Below are 15,264 nucleotides of genomic sequence, written 5' to 3' on the forward strand. Positions count from 1 at the left end.
CGGCTAGTTGTTCTTCCAGGCACAGCTGCCAAGGGTGGCCTTGTCCTTGGCGAGGAGCCGGTCGGCCTCGTCGGCGGGCAGGACGCGCGTGTGCTTGCCGCGGCAGACGACCGTGCGGTCGCCGTGTCCTGCCAGGTCGACCAGGATCTGGTCCCAGTGGCGGTACTGCACGTCGTGCCCGGAGTCCGCGTACGTCCGCGCCTTCGCCTTGCCGGGCAGGGCGTCCTGCCAGGTCTTGAGGGTCGCGGGCGGCACGGTCGTGTCCTTCTTGCCGCCGTAGAGGTAGACCGGGGCGTCGAGCTTCGAGAGATCGGGACCCGGGCGTCCGCAGTACAGCTTCTGCTCGTGCACCTGCGGCGCGGGGTCCGCCTGCTGGCCGCGCTGGTTGTAGGTGCGCGCGCCTTCCTCGTACGCCGTGTCGGCGAAGCCCGGTATCGACTTCACGGGGCTGTCGTCCGGGAACGCCCACCACTTGCGCGGGTCCCGGATGGAGTCCTTGACGGTGCCGGCGAGCTCGTCGTCGGACATCGAGCAGTACGCGGGCTTCGTGCCGTAGGGCGGCAGGGCCGCCGCGAGGTGCAGGGCCGAGATCCGCTCCGGAGCGCGCCCGGCGAGCTCGGCCGCGTACGGGCCGCCACCGGAGATCGCGATCACGCTGACGTCCTTCACGCCGAGCTTGTCGAGGACTTCGAGGGTGTCGTCGGCGAAGTCGGCCTTGCCGAGCTTCTCGTCGTACTCCGTGTCGCCGAAGCCGTTGCGCTCGACGGAGATGAGCCGCAGGCCCAGGTCCTCGCGGGTCGAGCGGAAGAAGTCGGTCATGTGCGCCGCGCGGGCGCTGGTGCCGGTGCCGCCGATGAAGAGGACCGGCTTGCCCTTCTTGTTCCCCGTGTCGGAGTAGTGCGCCGTCCGGCCGTTCGACAGCTTCGCCGCGTGCACGGCCGGTCCCAGCGAGTCGAAGGTGTCCTGGACCTTCGGCTCCGCGGGCGGGCTCGCACTGACCTCACCCGAGCCGTACACCGTCAGCGCCCCGAGAAGAGTGAGCGTGGCGGCTCCGATGGCGATCACAGCGGTACGAGTGGGTCCGGGCAGGCTCACGGGTGACACAGGGTGACTCCAGGGGCAGGGCGGTTGGACGGGCGGCGCCTACCCAGCCCCTTGCATCTGACACCCATAATTTTCGGCCGAACCCCGAAGGGGCGCGGGGAACTGCGCGACCAGCCAGAACAGACCCGCAGATCCCCACGCACCAGAAGAACCCGAACTAGAACCCCGGGGGCTCCGTGTAGATCCCCCACTCGTCCCGCAGGGCGTTACAGATCTCCCCCAGCGTCGCCTCCGCGCGAACCGCCTCCAGCATGGGGACGATCATGTTCGACCCGTCCCGCGCAGCCGCCAGCATGGCATCCAGCGAGGCACGGACCTTCGCATCGTCCCGCGCCGAGCGACGCGCACCGAGGACCTTTACCTGCTCCCGCTCCACCTCGTGGGAGACCCGCAGGATCTCCAGGTCACCGGTGACGGAACCATGGGCGACATTGACGCCCACGACCCGCTTGTCGCCCTTCTCCAGGGACTGCTGGTACTGGAACGCCGACTCGGCGATCTCACCGGTGAACCAGCCGTCCTCGATCCCCCTGAGGATCCCGGAGGTGATCGGGCCGATCGGGTGCTGCCCGTCCGGGTGCGCCCTGCGCCCCCGCTCCTTGATCTGCTCGAAGATCTTCTCGGCGTCGGCCTCGATGCGGTCGGTGAGCTGCTCGACGTACCAGGAACCGCCCAGCGGGTCCGCCACGTTGGCGACGCCCGTCTCCTCCATGAGCACCTGCTGCGTACGCAGCGCGATCTCGGCGGCCTGCTCGCTGGGCAGCGCGAGGGTCTCGTCGAGGGCGTTCGTGTGCAGGGAGTTCGTGCCGCCGAGGACCGCGGAGAGCGCCTCGACAGCGGTGCGTACGACGTTGTTGTAGGGCTGCTGCGCCGTCAGCGAGACACCCGCGGTCTGCGTGTGGAAGCGCAGCCACTGGGCCTTGTCGGTCTTCGCGTCGTACACGTCGCGCATCCAGCGGGCCCAGATCCGGCGCGCGGCGCGGAACTTGGCGATCTCCTCGAAGAAGTCCAGGTGCGCGTCGAAGAAGAAGCTGAGTCCGGGCGCGAAGACGTCCACGTCCATGCCGCGGCTCAGGCCCAGCTCGACGTACCCGAAACCGTCGGCGAGGGTGTACGCGAGCTCCTGCGCGGCCGTCGCCCCGGCCTCGCGGATGTGGTAGCCGGAGACGGAGAGGGGCTTGTACGCGGGGATGTCGCGCGCGCAGTGCTCCATCAGGTCGCCGATGAGGCGCAGGTGCGGCTCGGGCTGGAAGAGCCACTCCTTCTGCGCGATGTACTCCTTGAAGATGTCCGTCTGGAGCGTGCCGTTCAGGACGGCCGGGTCGATGCCCTGCCGCTCGGCGGCGACCAGATACATGCAGAAGACGGGGACGGCGGGTCCGGAGATGGTCATCGACGTCGTGACGTCACCGAGCGGGATGTCCTGGAAGAGGACCTCCATGTCGGCGGCCGAGTCGATGGCGACCCCGCAGTGCCCGACCTCGCCCAGGGACTGGGGCTCGTCCGAGTCCCGGCCCATCAGGGTCGGCATGTCGAAGGCGACGGAGAGTCCGCCGCCGCCCGCGGCCAGGATCATCTTGTAGCGCTCGTTCGTCTGCTCGGCGTTGCCGAAGCCCGCGAACTGGCGGATGGTCCAGGTCCGGCCGCGGTAGCCGGTGGGGTGCAGTCCGCGGGTGAAGGGGTATTCGCCGGGCCATCCGATCCGCTCGAATCCCTCATAGGCGTCCCCGGGCCGCGGCCCGTAGACGGGCTCGACCGGGTCGCCGGAGAGCGTGGTGAAATCCGCGTCGCGCTTCTTCGCGGTGTCGTACCGGGCCTGCCAGCGACGGCGGCCCTCCTCGATGGCGTCAGCGTCCATACCTTTGAATTTACTAGGACGTCCTAGTAAATGTCGATGGCTCACCGCCACGGACCTGTCCGTGGCGGTGTGGTTACGCCTTGGCCGTGGCCGGGGAGCCGTCCACGATCAGCGGCTCGACCTCGCGCACGACCTTGCGCTCGACGAAGAAAGCGGCCGTCGGGATGGTGCCGGAGATCAGCACCCACAGGAGCTTGCCGAACGGCCACTTCGCCTTGGAGCCCAGGTCGAAGGCGAAGATCAGGTAGATGATGTAGAGGACGCCGTGGACCTGGGAGACGACCAGCGTCAGGCCCTCGCCCTTCTCGAAGCCGTACTTGAAAATCATGCAGGTGCACAGCACGAGCAACATGACGGCGGTGACATAGGCCATCACCCGGTAACGGGTCAGCACGCTTCGCTTCATGCCTACGAGCGTATCGGCCCGTTTTGCGCGATCTTCGGCGGCCCCGGCCCGACCGGAGCGCGGGGTTCTACGACCCTCTCGCGCCGCTCTACCGCTCTTCGAAGTCCTCGGCGGCCACCCGCAGCGGCCGCAGCATCGCGAAGATCTCCGCGCACTCCTCGGCGTCGTACACCCCGAGCCCGAAGTCCATCGCCATCAGCTCGCGGGTGGCCTCCTCGACGACCTCGCGGCCCTTCTCCGTGATGGAGGCGAGGGTGCCGCGCCCGTCGTTCGGATTGGGGCGCTTGTCGACCAGGCCCGACCTGACGAGGCGGTCGACGGTGTTGGTCACGGAGGTGGGGTGCACCATCAGACGCTCGCCGATCTTGGACATCGGCAACTCGCCCGCCTGCGAGAACGTGAGGAGGACCAGCGCCTCGTACCGCGCGAAGGTCAGTCCGTACGGCTTGACGACGGCGTCGACCTCGGCGAGCAGGATCTGGTGCGCCCGCATGATCGAGGTGATCGCGCCCATGGCCGGTACGGATCCCCAGCGCTGCTTCCAGAGTTCGTCGGCGCGGGCGATGGGATCGAAGGGAAGGCTGAGCGGCTTCGGCACGCCAAAGACCTTACCCGCCGGTCATATGGTGGTCAGCCCCGTCTCGCGATTCGGTCGCCTGTTCCCGTAGGTTGGCGCGATCTACGCCGGTCGTACGGTGTGGTCCTCGGCGGGTGGCACGGACCTCGGCGGCCAGCGCGAGGCAGCAGAGCGTGCCGAGCACGCCGGCCGCCGTGACGACGGTGCTCACCGCGAAGAACTCCGCCGCGAGCCCGGCGAGCGCCATCCCGACTCCCTGGATCGTCATGAGCCCCGCCGTGTGGACGGTCATGGCCCGCCCGCGCAGCTCCTGGGGCACGGCGTCGACGAACCAGCGGTCGACGCCCAGCGTGTACGCGGATCCGGCGCCGGCCAGCGCCAGGGCGAGCATCGCCCACAGCAGGCCCGGCGTGAGGGCGTACACGACGAGCGGCAGGAGCGTGAAGGAGGCGAGCGGCAGGGCGATGCGGGCCCGGGTGGTCGCGGAGAGCGCGGAGCCCGCGTACAGCTCCGCGGCGATCGTGCCGACCGGCAGCGCGCACATCAGGAGCCCGACGCCCGCGACGCCGACGCCGATCTGGTCGGCGTAGGGAGCGGCGAGCGCCTCCGGGGCGACCATGAACATCGGCGGCGCCCACAGGAGCAGCAGCAGCGCCCTGATCCGCCGGTCGCCGAGCACCTGCCCGACGCCGCTGAGGGAGTACTTCACCAGTGCGGAACCGGCGCCCCCGCGCGCGGGCCTGCGCTGCGTGCCGCACCGCAGGATCAGCGCGGACGCGGCGAACGTACCCACGGTGATGAGGAGCGCCCCGCGCGGCGGGACGACGGTGAGCAGGACGCCGCCGAGCCCGAAGCCGACGAGCACGGAGCTCTGCGAGACGATCCGGAGCAGGGAACGCCCGAGGACGAAGAGGTCGCCGTCCCCGAGGATGTCGGTGAGGGTCGCCATCCGCGTCCCGTTGAAGACGGGCGAGACAACGGCGATGGCGCACCGCAGCGCGAGCAGCCCGAAGACGGGTGTGGCGGGCAGGGCCATGAGGGCGGCGCATCCGCCGCACACCACGTCGCACACCACGAGCACCCGCCGCGGCGGATACCGGTCGGCGATCCCGGACAGCAGGGTCCCGCCCACGAGGTAGGGCAGCATGCCCAGCGCGAAGGTGAGCGCGCTGAGCAGCGGAGAGCCGGTGAGCCCGTACACGAGCACGGTGAGCGCGACCTCGCTGACGACGACGCCGAGCAGCGAGAAGGCGTGGGCGAGGAAGACGGCACGGAATTCACGGATCTTGAAGAGGCGGAGGTAGCCGGTGGGGTCGGGGGTGCTCGGGCTGGGGGCAGCGGAGTCCGGGGCAGCGGGGTTCTCTTCGGGCATGCCCGCACCCTGCACGCGCGCGTGCCGGTCGCCCTAGAGTTTCGGTTCCAGGCGAATCAGGGGGGGTGAGCCGTGCCGGACCGGTTGCATTTCGGGCCCGACGATCTCTTGCGGTGCCGGTTCGCCGTCTCGCCGCTGTGGGAGACGCAGGAAGCCGTACGCACCCTCAAGCGGCCCGACCGGCACGGTTACCACCCGCAGTGGCTCCGGCGGATCCGCGAGGCCAGTGCCGGACTCGAACTGCGGGCGCTGTGGCTGCTGATGCCGCAGCACGGGTACAGCCCGGACTTCATCGGCCCTCCCCCCATCGGCCCCGCCGCCACCTTCGAGGAGGAGATCGCGGCCGTGCGCGCCGCCGACCCCGAGGCCGCGCGGGACGAGCTGACACGAGCGCTCGCCTGCACCTCCGGAGCCGCCGAATCCCCCCAGGGGCGCGCGCTGCTGGCCGATCCGGCGCGCGCGGTGCGGTACCTCGCCGACGCCATGGAGGCCGCCTGGCACACCCTCGTCGAGCCGGACTGGCCCCGGCTCCGCACGCTCCTGGAGGCGGACGTCGCCTTCCACTCGCGGCGGCTCGCGGAGGTCGGCCTCGGCGCGCTGGTCGCCGAACTCGACCCGAGGTTCACCTGGGACGCCGAGACGCTGACCGTCGCCCGGCGCGGCGACCACGTACGGCAGCTGGCGGGCCAGGGCCTCGTCCTGATGCCCAGCGTCTTCGCCTGGCCCGACGTGGTGGGCGGCCACGAACCGCCCTGGCAGCCGACCCTGGTCTATCCCGCGCGGGGCATCGGCGGCCTCTGGGCCGAGCCGGGCGAACGTACCTCCGACGCGCTCGTACGGCTCCTGGGGCGCGGCAGGGCCAGCGTCCTGTCCGCGCTCACCGACCCGGCCACCACCTCGGCCCTCGCGCACCGCCTGGGGCTCGCGCCCTCGTCCGTCTCCGCACACCTCGGCGCCCTGCGCGGGGCCGGCCTCCTGGTCTCGCGGCGGTACGGGCACCAGGTGCTCTACGAGCGCACGCCGCTCGGCATCGCGCTGGCGAACGGTGGGGGCGCCACGGGTGACGGCAGGGGTGACGGCAGCGGTGACGGCAGGGATGACCGCAGCGGTGGCGACATCTGACGGAGCCCGGGGCGGTGTCGTAACCATGGGCGATTGTGGCGTTATGTAACGATTGCCGCTCACCGTCGCCCAAGGGGGCTGGATGCACCGCCTGCTCCGCACCATCACCGCGCTCACGGCTCTCACGGCCCTCGGGCTCACGACAGGGTGCTCGTCCGACTCCGGCACGAAGGGCAAGGAGAAGGCCGCCACCGAGGCAGGGCCCGCCACCGACCCCGCGAAGAAGGCGGCCCGGAGCGCCTTCTGGGTCGACCCGCAGAGCGCCGCCGCCCGGCAGGTCAGGCAGTGGCAGCAGGAGGGCCGCACCCAGGACGCCGACGCGCTGAAGCGGATCTCCGAGCAGCCGATGGCCGTGTGGCCCGCGGGCGACGACCCGGGGCCGGACATCAGGGCGGCCGTCGACGGCGCCGCACAGGGCGATCGCACCGCCGTGCTCGTCGCGTACAACATCCCGCACCGCGACTGCGGCCAGCACTCGGCGGGCGGCGCGCACAGCTCGGACTTCTACCGGCAGTGGATCGACAAGTTCGCGGGCGCCATCGGCGAGCGGCCGGCCGTCGTCGTCCTGGAGCCGGACGCGGTCCCGCACATCGTGGACGGCTGCACCCCCGCCGAGTACCACGCGGACCGCTACCAACTGCTCTCCGAAGCGATCCAGCGGCTCAAGCGCCAGCCCGAGGTGAAGGTCTATCTGGACGCGGGCAATCCGGGCTGGATCAACGAGGCGGGCAAGCTCGCCGAACCGCTCCAGCAGGCCGGGATCGCCCAGGCCGACGGATTCTCCCTGAACGTGTCGAACTTCCAGAGCGACGCGACCATCAAGGCGTACGGCCGCAGCCTCTCGGGAATCGTCGGCGGCAAGCACTTCGTGATGGACACCAGCCGCAACGGCAAGGGCCCACTGGCCGGTGACCGCGCGGACGCCTGGTGCAATCCGCCGGGCCGGGGCCTGGGCACCCCGCCCACGGACAAGACCGGTGACGCGCTGCTCGACGCCGTCCTGTGGATCAAGCGGCCCGGCGACTCGGACGGACCGTGCCGGGGCGGCCCGGCGGCGGGCCAGTGGTGGCCCGACTACGCGCTCGGTCTCGCGCGCAACGCCAAGGCCACCTGAGCCGCTTCACTTCACGTGGATCCACTTCGCCTCTGACGACGTGCCGTCCTGGTCCGTCACGAACAGCATGTACCAGCCCGGCGGCACCAGCGCGGTGTCGCCCTTGGGCACGTCCACCGTCACCTCGCCCTTGCCCTTGGTGAGTTCGAGCGCGATCGACCGCTGCTCGACGTCCGTCGTGTGCGTCACCGCGCTGGGGCGCATCAGACGGGCCGACGCGATCTTCCCGGGGTCCTTGGTGCGGAACGTCGCGCGGCCGTCCGCCGCCAGTTGCTCCGGGCCCTCGCCCAGGACCGGGCGGTCGTTGCCCGCCTTGTGCAGCGTCGGCGGTGTGAAGACCTCCATGCGCTGCTCGAAGTGGCCGAGCTTGGTGTTGCGGTGGTCGTCGTAGAGCGGGTCCGAGCCGAAGGTGACGACCCGCCCGTCGGGCAGGAGCAGCGCCTCCGAGTGGTAGTTGCGGCCCACCTTGGGGGACGCGGCCGCACGGAAGCTGTTCGTCTTGGGGTCGTAGAACTGCGCCTTGAGGATGTTGCTGCCGCCGCGTCCCCGGTAGTCCTTGGAGCCGTTGGACGTGAACACGGAGTCGTCCGGCAGGATCACGCTGTTCAAGTAGCGGGTGCCCTGCGGGAGTTCGGGCCCGGTCTTGAAGGCGGGGCTGCCCTCCTTGAGGTCCACCACGGCCGTGCGGCGGGTCGCCTTGTCGGACTCGCCGACGCCTCCGCCACCCATGATCATCACCTTCTGGTCCTGCGCCGGGGGCAGCAGGAGGGAGGCGGACGTCTCGGTCTGGTCGAGGTCGACGAGGCCGGGGATCTTCTCGAACTTGTTGGTCTTCAGGTCCCAGAGCCCCGGGTCACGGCCCTTGTCGGCAGGCCCGTAGCCCGCGTTCGACGCCGGGTAGAAGAGCTTGCCGCCCTTGGTGAGGAAGAGCGCGGGGTAGGTCGGGAAGTAGCGCTTGGGGCCGTCGGTCCACTTCTTCGTCTTCGGGTCGTAGATCTCGTTGTCGCCCGGGTCGATCATGCCCACGTCGTCCAGGCCGGAGACCGCGAGCACCTTGCCGTCGTCGAGTCCGACGAGCGTGGGATACCAGCGGGCCTTCTCCATCGGCTCCACGGGGACGTACTTCTCGGCCTTCGGGTCGAACTCGTACGCCGCCTTGATCCCCTGGAAGTCCTGCTTGTCCATGGTGATCTTCTCGGCGATCCCGTAGGCGTTGTCCGCCGCCTTGCCGGTGAGGCCCTCGATCTCGTACTGCGCGGACTTCTCCGTGACGAACTCGCCGCCCTCCTGGGCGGCTTCGACGAAGACGCGCGTCTCGCTCGCCTTGACCGTCGTCTTCCAGGGCTGCATCACCCCGGACTTGGAGTACGTGATCTTGTAGTCCCGCTTGGCCTTGGGGACCCTGACGTCGAACTTGCTCACGTACTCGATGCCCGACGGCGAGCGGAAACGTGTGCCCTTCTTGAGAAGCAGGGGCTTGTCGGGGCTCTCGTTCTTGACGCGCATGCCGCCGCCGGCCCGGTTGATCTCGCCGTCGAGGAGTTCGTAGCGCGCCGTGCCGCCCGCCACCAGGAGGCGTCCGTCGGGGAGTTGGGCGTGGCCCGAGCAGAAGAAGTCCTCCGGCGTGGCGACCTTCTTGAAGGTGTCCGTCTTGGGGTCCCACAGGATGGTGTCGAACGACCCCTTGTCGAACTTCTTCTGCTCGTTTCCGGAGCCCGCGACGATCAGCACCTTGCCGGTGTGCAGGAGCGCGGCGTGGATGGCGTTGGTGCGGTACTCCTCGGGGATGCCGATCTGCTTCCAGGAGCCGTACTTCGCCTTGTAGCCGGGCTGCGCGATCTTGTACTCGTAGTACCTCTCCTCGGCGAAGGAGAGCGCCGCCGGTGCGTTGAGTCCGACGAGCAGCGCGCCCGCCCCGACTCCGAGGAGTGTCTTCTTCGTCCGCTGGGACGGGCGGTAAGCCATGGGTCAGTTCCCTCCTGTCGTCGTACCGGTGGCGAACGCCGGCTCCGGCTCGCCGTCCGCGCCGCCCGGAACACCCAGGCCTTCCGCGTCCTGCCTGCCACGCTGCCGCGCCTGTCGGCGGGCCGCGCCGTGCGCCCTGCGTTCCCTGCGCTCCTTGACCAGCGAGAAGCTCCAGATCGCGATCGGCGCGAGCGAGATGACCATGGCCAGTACGGCCCAGGTGCGCATCGCCACGTGGGTGTGGCCGAGCACGAACGAGGCGACCAGCGAGCTGGCCAGGACCGCCGCCCAGAAGAGATGGATCCGGAAGGTCATCACCCGGTCCGGGCTGGCGTCGCCGCCCTTGGGCGTGACCACGAAGCGGCTCGGGCGGCGCAGGACGGCCGCGCCGAGCGACTTGGCGTAGATGGGCGCGGAGAGCGCGGACATCGCCATGCCCGCGAGGCCTCCGGAGCCCGCCGGTTCGTGCGGGGAGACGTTGTGGCGGCGGTTCCAGAGGTAGAGCCCGACCTGGAGCGCCGCCGCGTCGCTGTAGAGCATCAGCCAGACGGAGGCGGCGACTTGGGTCCCGGACGCGCCGAACCACAGGAAGAGCACGCAACTCAGCACACCGAGCAGCCAGTTGACGGCCGTCATGGGGTAGTAGACGAGCATCATCGTGTACGAGAAGAGCCGTCCTGGCGGCATCGTGAACGGTGCCTTCCAATACTGCTTGAACAGCGTCTCGTACGTCCCTCGCGACCAGCGCATCTGCTGCGTGAAGAAGTCCGTCCAGGAGGCCGGACCCTCTCCCACGGCGAGCACGTCCGGGGTGTAGACCGACCGCCAGTGGCGCTTGGTGGCGGGGTTCTTGTGGCGGTGCAGCTCGAAGCCGGTCGCCATGTCCTCGGTGATGGAGTCGTACAGGCCGCCGACCTGACGGAGCGCCTGGATGCGTACGACGTTGTTGGTGCCGACGAACATGGGCGCGCGGTAGCGGTTGCCCGCCCGCTGGATCAGGGCGTGGAAGAGGAACTGCTGGGACTCGGCGGCCTTGGTGACGGGAGAGTCGTAGTTCCCGTAGACCTGCGGCCCGACGACGAACGCGACGTCCTCGTCCCTGAAGTACCCCATCATCCGCTCGAGGAAGTTGGGGAGCGGGACGTGGTCGGTGTCCACGGAGGCGAAGAAGTCGTAGTCCCCGCCGTGCATCGCGAGCCAGGCGTTGTAGTTGCCGTGCTTGGTGCGGGCCTTGTGGACACCCTTCTTGCGGTTCCACTCGGGGACGCCGTTGCGGGTGAAGTGGAGTACGCCGAGCTCCGTGCAGAGCGCCTTGGCGTCCTCGCAGTCGCCTTCGTCCAGGAGCCAGACGTCGAGGGGGCCCGTGTGGTGTATCCGCTTGGCCCCTTCGAGGGTGGCGCGGACCATGCTGAGGGGCTCCTTGCCCGGGACGTACGTCGTGAGGAACGCGACGCGGGTGCCGGGCTCGGGGGTGACCGGGATCGGGTCCCTCGCCACCATCGTCGCGTGGGCGATCGAGATGACGTTGACGAGCATGAAGAGCTCGATGAGGCCGATCGCCACGAGCATCGTGACGTCGAGACCGATGAGCCAGCGGTCGGCGCCCTCGCGCTGCGTCCAGTGGGTGGGCCAGACGAGATAGACGAGGAGCAGTCCGGTGAGGACGGGCGCGAGCGTCATGAGGATGACGGCACGTATTCGGTGGGGCTCACGAGAGAGCAGCGCTCGGTACTGCACCCGATAGCGACCACTGCCGCTGTCGCCGCTACCGCCGCTGCCGCTGCCTTCGCCGTCATCCGGCTCCGTGAGCGGTCCGGCGAGTGTGCTGTGGGTGTCGTAGTCGTAGCCCTCCGGCCGCACAGAGCCCTCCAGGTCTTGGGTGATCTGGCAATGGCAGGTTCAGGTGCGAACAAGCCGATACCCACACAAAAGGGGAGTTTCTTCGGCGTGTCGAACCGGACGCGTCCGTGCGAGCGGTTTTAGGGTTGACGGTTTGGCTGGGGTTGCGGGGGTGCTTCGTCTGTGGGGGCGGCTCCCCGCCCACCCCCACTACCGCACGCACTGGCCACCCACCCCACTCATGGCACCCCGGGGCAATCGGATGAGTGGGCGGGAAAGTCTGTTCCGTCAGGGGTGATTGCGGGGCAATCAGGTGGCCGGAGGAGGCGCCCCGGCCAGGGGAAAGCCCCCGCTGACGGACCGTCGACGGGGGCTTCGCTGCTCAGGGGAACGGCTACCGGGACAGGTGGCGCTCCACCGTCTCGACCTTGGACGTCAGTCCGTCCCGCACCCCGGGACGGATGTCCGCCTTCATGACCACAGAGACCCGCGGCGCCCGCGCCTCGACCGCCGCGACGGCACGCTTGACGACGTCCATCACCTCGTCCCACTCACCCTCGACGGAGGTGAACATCGCGTCGGTCCGGTTGGGCAGACCGGATTCACGGACGACACGGACCGCGTCGGCGACGTACTCCCCCACTTCCTCGCCGACCCCCAGCGGCGTCACGGAGAAGGCGACGATCATGCGCTGACAACCCCTTCGCGACGGGCACGCGACGCGATCACCGCGGCCTCGGCCTCACGCTTCAGCTTCCGCTCGGCGAAGAAACCACCGGTCGGCAGGACGGAGAGGACGAAGTAGAGAGCGGCCGTCTTCAGGTTCCACTTCGTACGGTTCCAGGCGTCGAGCCAGAACAGCACGTACAGGACGAAGAGCAGGCCGTGGACCATGCCCATCACCGGCACGGCGTTGAACTCCGTGGTCCGCTTGAGCACCGAGCAGATGATCAGGAGCAGGAAGGAGACGGCCTCGGGGGCCGAGACCAGACGGAGGCGGCGGAGTGCGGAAGCGGTCTTGATGTCCACGGATCACCTTCGGTGTGAGGCGGGAGCGAGGGGGCGGGTCCGCTCGACGGCATCGATCTATCGGTCTACCGATCTTGTGAATGCGCGCACAAGCGACCCCCATTGTGACATCGGGGTGTTCTCGGGGATCGCTCAGGGGCCGTTGCCCTGTTCCGACCCCATATCCGACGGCTACCGTCGATACGTGGCAACGTTCCGACTGCAAGGCAGCAGGGTGCTCGCCGTGGACATGTCCGGCGACGCCGTCAAGGCGAAGAACGGCTCGATGGTCGCGTACGACGGCCAGATGGCCTTCAAAAAGATGACCGGGGGCGGCGAGGGCGTACGGGGCATGGTGACCCGCCGTCTCACCGGTGAGCAGATGACGGTGATGGAGGTGAAGGGGCACGGCACGTGCTGGTTCGCGGACCGCGCCACGGAGATCAACCTCGTGGAGCTGCGCGGCGAGAAGCTCTTCGTCGAGGCGGGAAACCTTCTGTGCACGGACGCGGGCCTGCGCACCGGCACCCACTTCACCGGAGTGCGCGGCGCCTCCCAGGGAAACGGCCTTTTCACCACGACCGTCGAGGGCTCCGGCCAGGCGGCGATCATGTCGGACGGCCCGGCGGTGGTGCTGCGGGTCAGCCGGCAGTACCCCCTGACGGTGGACCCGGGGGCGTACGTCGCGCACCAGGGCGACCTCCGCCAGAACCTCCAGTCGGGCGTCACTTTCCGTACGTTGCTCGGCGAGGGCGGCGGCGAGGCCTTCCAGATCCGCTTCGAGGGCGAGGGCCTCGTCTATGTCCAGCCCAGTGAGCGGACCACGATCGCGGGGGACGTCTGACATGCCCTTCCGAGAGATCAACTCGAAGATGATCGAGGCGACCGTCCTGCCGGGCCAGCGCCTCTTCAGCCAGCGCGGCGCCATGCTGGCGTACAAGGGGGACGTGGCGTTCACGCCCAACGTCCAGGGCGGCCAGGGCGGCCTGGCCTCCATGATCGGGCGCCGGGTCGCCAACGAGGCGACACCCCTGATGACCGTCGAAGGCAGCGGCACGGTCCTCTTCGGGCACGGCGGCCACCACATCCAGGTGATCACCCTCTCCGGCGACACCCTCTACGTGGAGGCGGACCGGCTGCTCGCCTTCGACGGGACGCTCCAGCAGGGCACGATGTTCATGGGCTCGCAGGGCGGCGTCATGGGCATGGTGCGCGGCCAGGTCTCGGGGCAGGGTCTCTTCACGACCACCCTCAAGGGACAGGGCGCGGTAGCCGTCATGGCGCACGGCGGGGTCATCGAGGTGCCGATCACCCCCCAGCGCCCGGTCCACGTCGACCCCCAGGCCTACGTGGCGCACCACGGCGACGTACGCAACAAACTCTCCACGGCGCTCGGCTGGCGCGACATGGTGGGGCGGGGCTCCGGCGAGGCCTTCCAGCTGGAGCTGTCCGGTAGCGGTGCGGTGTACGTCCAGGCGTCGGAGGAGAAGCTGTGAACCCCTCAATGCCCGTGGGAGCGCCCGCGGCCCTCGACCCGATGACGCTGCCGAGCGACGACAGCGTGAACGCGTACACCTTCTGCGTGGAGCTCAAGGGGAGCCAGTGGTTCCTCCAGAAGGGAAAGATGATCGCCTATTACGGGTCGATCGAGTTCAACGGCATCGGGCACGGCCGCCTGGACCGCCTGGTGCGCACGAGTTTCCATTCGCCCCTGCACGCCAGCGACTGGGTCGTGGCCGACGGCCAGGGCAAGATGCTCCTCGCCGACCGGGCCTTCGACGTGAATTCCTACGACCTCGAAGACGGCAACCTGACCATTCGCTCGGGCAACCTCCTCGCTTTTCAGCCAACTCTCGCGCTGAAGCAATCCATCGTCCCGGGCTTTCTGACCCTGATCGGCACGGGAAAGTTCGTGGCCGCTTCGAACGGCCCGGTGGTGTTCATGGAGCCGCCGATCCGGGTCGATCCGCAGGCCCTGGTGGGCTGGGCCGACTGCCCTTCGCCCTGCCATCACTACGACCACGGATATCTCACCGGAGTCATCGGCGGCGTACGGGCGCTGACCGGGATCGGGGGAACCTCAGGTGAGGAGCACCAGTTCGAGTTCGTGGGGGCGGGCACGGTGCTCCTGCAGTCCTCGGAGGCGCTCATGGCCGAGCAGGCGATGGGCGCGGTGCCGCAGCAGGCGGGCGTTCCGGGGGGCCAGGGCACACCGGGCCAGCACGGTCAGCATGGTCAGCAGCCGGGACAACCACGCCTTCCCGGACAACTGGGGGACCTCCAGCGTCGCTTCGGCCTGTGAGCGGTAGTCTGCGGAGTGTGACGGCGAACGTCTGTGCCCCTCTGTCACCTGGGGGGTGAGAGGCGCGTGTCACACACCGACATTCGTTCACCTTTCAACTTCTTAGGTAGAATCGATTCCATGGAGACCGATACGGCCCCGCAGTGGCTGACCAACGAGGAACAGTGCGCCTGGCGCACCCACGTGGAGGTCAACAGGATGCTGACATATCAGCTCGAGAAAGACCTCCAGCCGTTCAACCTGACCATGAACGACTACGACATCCTCGTGCATCTCTCCGAATCCGAAGAGAAGCGGATGCGTATGAGCGATCTCGCGGCCGCCACCCTGCAGTCCAAGAGCCGCCTGTCCCATCAGATCACCCGTATGGAGAACGCGGGCCTGGTCCGCCGGGAGAACTGCGAGTCCGACCGGCGCGGGCTCTACACCGTACTGACGGACGAGGGCATGGAGACCATGCAGCGGGTCGCCCCGCACCACGTGGACTCCGTCCGCCGGCACTTCGTCGACCTGATCTCACCCGAGGCGCTCGGCGAACTCCACAAGGCCCTGACCCCGATCGCGGAACACCTCCGCGCCCAGCGGGGAAAGCCCTGA

At 69.2% G+C, this 15,264-nt stretch carries 15 protein-coding genes; 6 read left to right on the forward strand and 9 right to left on the reverse strand.

The window, feature by feature from the left end:
- Positions 1–3 precede the first annotated feature (3 nt).
- From ACFUPX_RS23785 to ACFUPX_RS23805, 5 genes are all read right to left on the reverse strand, one after another.
- Complete coding sequence (locus ACFUPX_RS23785; RefSeq protein ID WP_383326009.1) at positions 4–1,065, reverse strand: alpha/beta fold hydrolase; 1,062 nt, start codon at positions 1,063–1,065, stop codon at positions 4–6.
- A gap of 196 nt (positions 1,066–1,261) precedes the next feature.
- A complete protein-coding gene (locus ACFUPX_RS23790; RefSeq protein WP_383326012.1) occupies positions 1,262–2,962 on the reverse strand; it encodes a methylmalonyl-CoA mutase in 1,701 nt (566 codons plus the stop codon).
- 73 nt (positions 2,963–3,035) lie between these two features.
- On the reverse strand, positions 3,036–3,368 hold the full coding sequence (locus tag ACFUPX_RS23795; RefSeq protein WP_383326015.1) for a DUF3817 domain-containing protein: 333 nt from the start codon (positions 3,366–3,368) through the stop codon (positions 3,036–3,038).
- 88 nt (positions 3,369–3,456) lie between these two features.
- Complete coding sequence (locus ACFUPX_RS23800; protein ID WP_383326018.1) at positions 3,457–3,966, reverse strand: MarR family winged helix-turn-helix transcriptional regulator; 510 nt, start codon at positions 3,964–3,966, stop codon at positions 3,457–3,459.
- A gap of 10 nt (positions 3,967–3,976) precedes the next feature.
- The gene (locus ACFUPX_RS23805) at positions 3,977–5,317 is read right to left on the reverse strand and encodes an MFS transporter (RefSeq protein ID WP_383326021.1); all 1,341 of its coding nucleotides are present in this window, start codon (positions 5,315–5,317) and stop codon (positions 3,977–3,979) included.
- A gap of 72 nt (positions 5,318–5,389) precedes the next feature.
- On the opposite strand from ACFUPX_RS23805, the gene ACFUPX_RS23810 reads away from it, so the two are divergent.
- Positions 5,390–6,439 carry a DUF5937 family protein gene (locus ACFUPX_RS23810; RefSeq protein WP_383326024.1) on the forward strand — a complete coding sequence of 350 codons (1,050 nt, stop codon included), beginning with the start codon at positions 5,390–5,392 and terminating at the stop codon, positions 6,437–6,439.
- 82 nt (positions 6,440–6,521) lie between these two features.
- Positions 6,522–7,553 carry a glycoside hydrolase family 6 protein gene (locus ACFUPX_RS23815; protein WP_383326026.1) on the forward strand — a complete coding sequence of 344 codons (1,032 nt, stop codon included), beginning with the start codon at positions 6,522–6,524 and terminating at the stop codon, positions 7,551–7,553.
- Positions 7,554–7,559: 6 nt separating this feature from the next.
- Here the strand turns inward: ACFUPX_RS23815 and ACFUPX_RS23820 are convergent, their stop codons facing one another.
- The 4 genes from ACFUPX_RS23820 to ACFUPX_RS23835 form a co-directional block, all read right to left on the reverse strand.
- On the reverse strand, positions 7,560–9,518 hold the full coding sequence (locus ACFUPX_RS23820) for a galactose oxidase-like domain-containing protein (RefSeq protein ID WP_383326028.1): 1,959 nt from the start codon (positions 9,516–9,518) through the stop codon (positions 7,560–7,562).
- Positions 9,519–9,521: 3 nt separating this feature from the next.
- Positions 9,522–11,378, reverse strand: coding sequence for a glycosyltransferase family 2 protein (locus ACFUPX_RS23825; RefSeq protein ID WP_383326031.1), 1,857 nt, complete (start codon positions 11,376–11,378; stop codon positions 9,522–9,524).
- Positions 11,379–11,751: 373 nt separating this feature from the next.
- A complete protein-coding gene (locus ACFUPX_RS23830; protein WP_383326034.1) occupies positions 11,752–12,045 on the reverse strand; it encodes an MTH1187 family thiamine-binding protein in 294 nt (97 codons plus the stop codon).
- The gene (locus ACFUPX_RS23835; protein WP_383326037.1) at positions 12,042–12,386 is read right to left on the reverse strand and encodes a DUF3817 domain-containing protein; all 345 of its coding nucleotides are present in this window, start codon (positions 12,384–12,386) and stop codon (positions 12,042–12,044) included. Before ACFUPX_RS23835 ends, ACFUPX_RS23830 begins: the two co-directional genes overlap by 4 nt.
- A gap of 184 nt (positions 12,387–12,570) precedes the next feature.
- Between ACFUPX_RS23835 and ACFUPX_RS23840 the strand changes: the two genes are divergently transcribed.
- The 4 genes from ACFUPX_RS23840 (at position 12,571) to ACFUPX_RS23855 (ending at position 15,264) form a co-directional block, all read left to right on the forward strand.
- Positions 12,571–13,209, forward strand: a complete 639-nt coding sequence (locus ACFUPX_RS23840) for an AIM24 family protein (protein WP_361049931.1) — start codon at positions 12,571–12,573, stop codon at positions 13,207–13,209.
- Position 13,210: 1 nt separating this feature from the next.
- On the forward strand, positions 13,211–13,861 hold the full coding sequence (locus ACFUPX_RS23845; protein ID WP_383326041.1) for an AIM24 family protein: 651 nt from the start codon (positions 13,211–13,213) through the stop codon (positions 13,859–13,861).
- Positions 13,862–13,869: 8 nt separating this feature from the next.
- Positions 13,870–14,667 (forward strand): AIM24 family protein, encoded by a 798-nt coding sequence (locus ACFUPX_RS23850; RefSeq protein WP_383326157.1) that lies wholly within the window; start codon positions 13,870–13,872, stop codon positions 14,665–14,667.
- Positions 14,668–14,787: 120 nt separating this feature from the next.
- The gene (locus ACFUPX_RS23855; protein WP_190081904.1) at positions 14,788–15,264 is read left to right on the forward strand and encodes a MarR family winged helix-turn-helix transcriptional regulator; all 477 of its coding nucleotides are present in this window, start codon (positions 14,788–14,790) and stop codon (positions 15,262–15,264) included.

Source organism: Streptomyces sp. NPDC057302 (assembly GCF_042667685.1).
Lineage (GTDB): Bacteria > Actinomycetota > Actinomycetes > Streptomycetales > Streptomycetaceae > Streptomyces.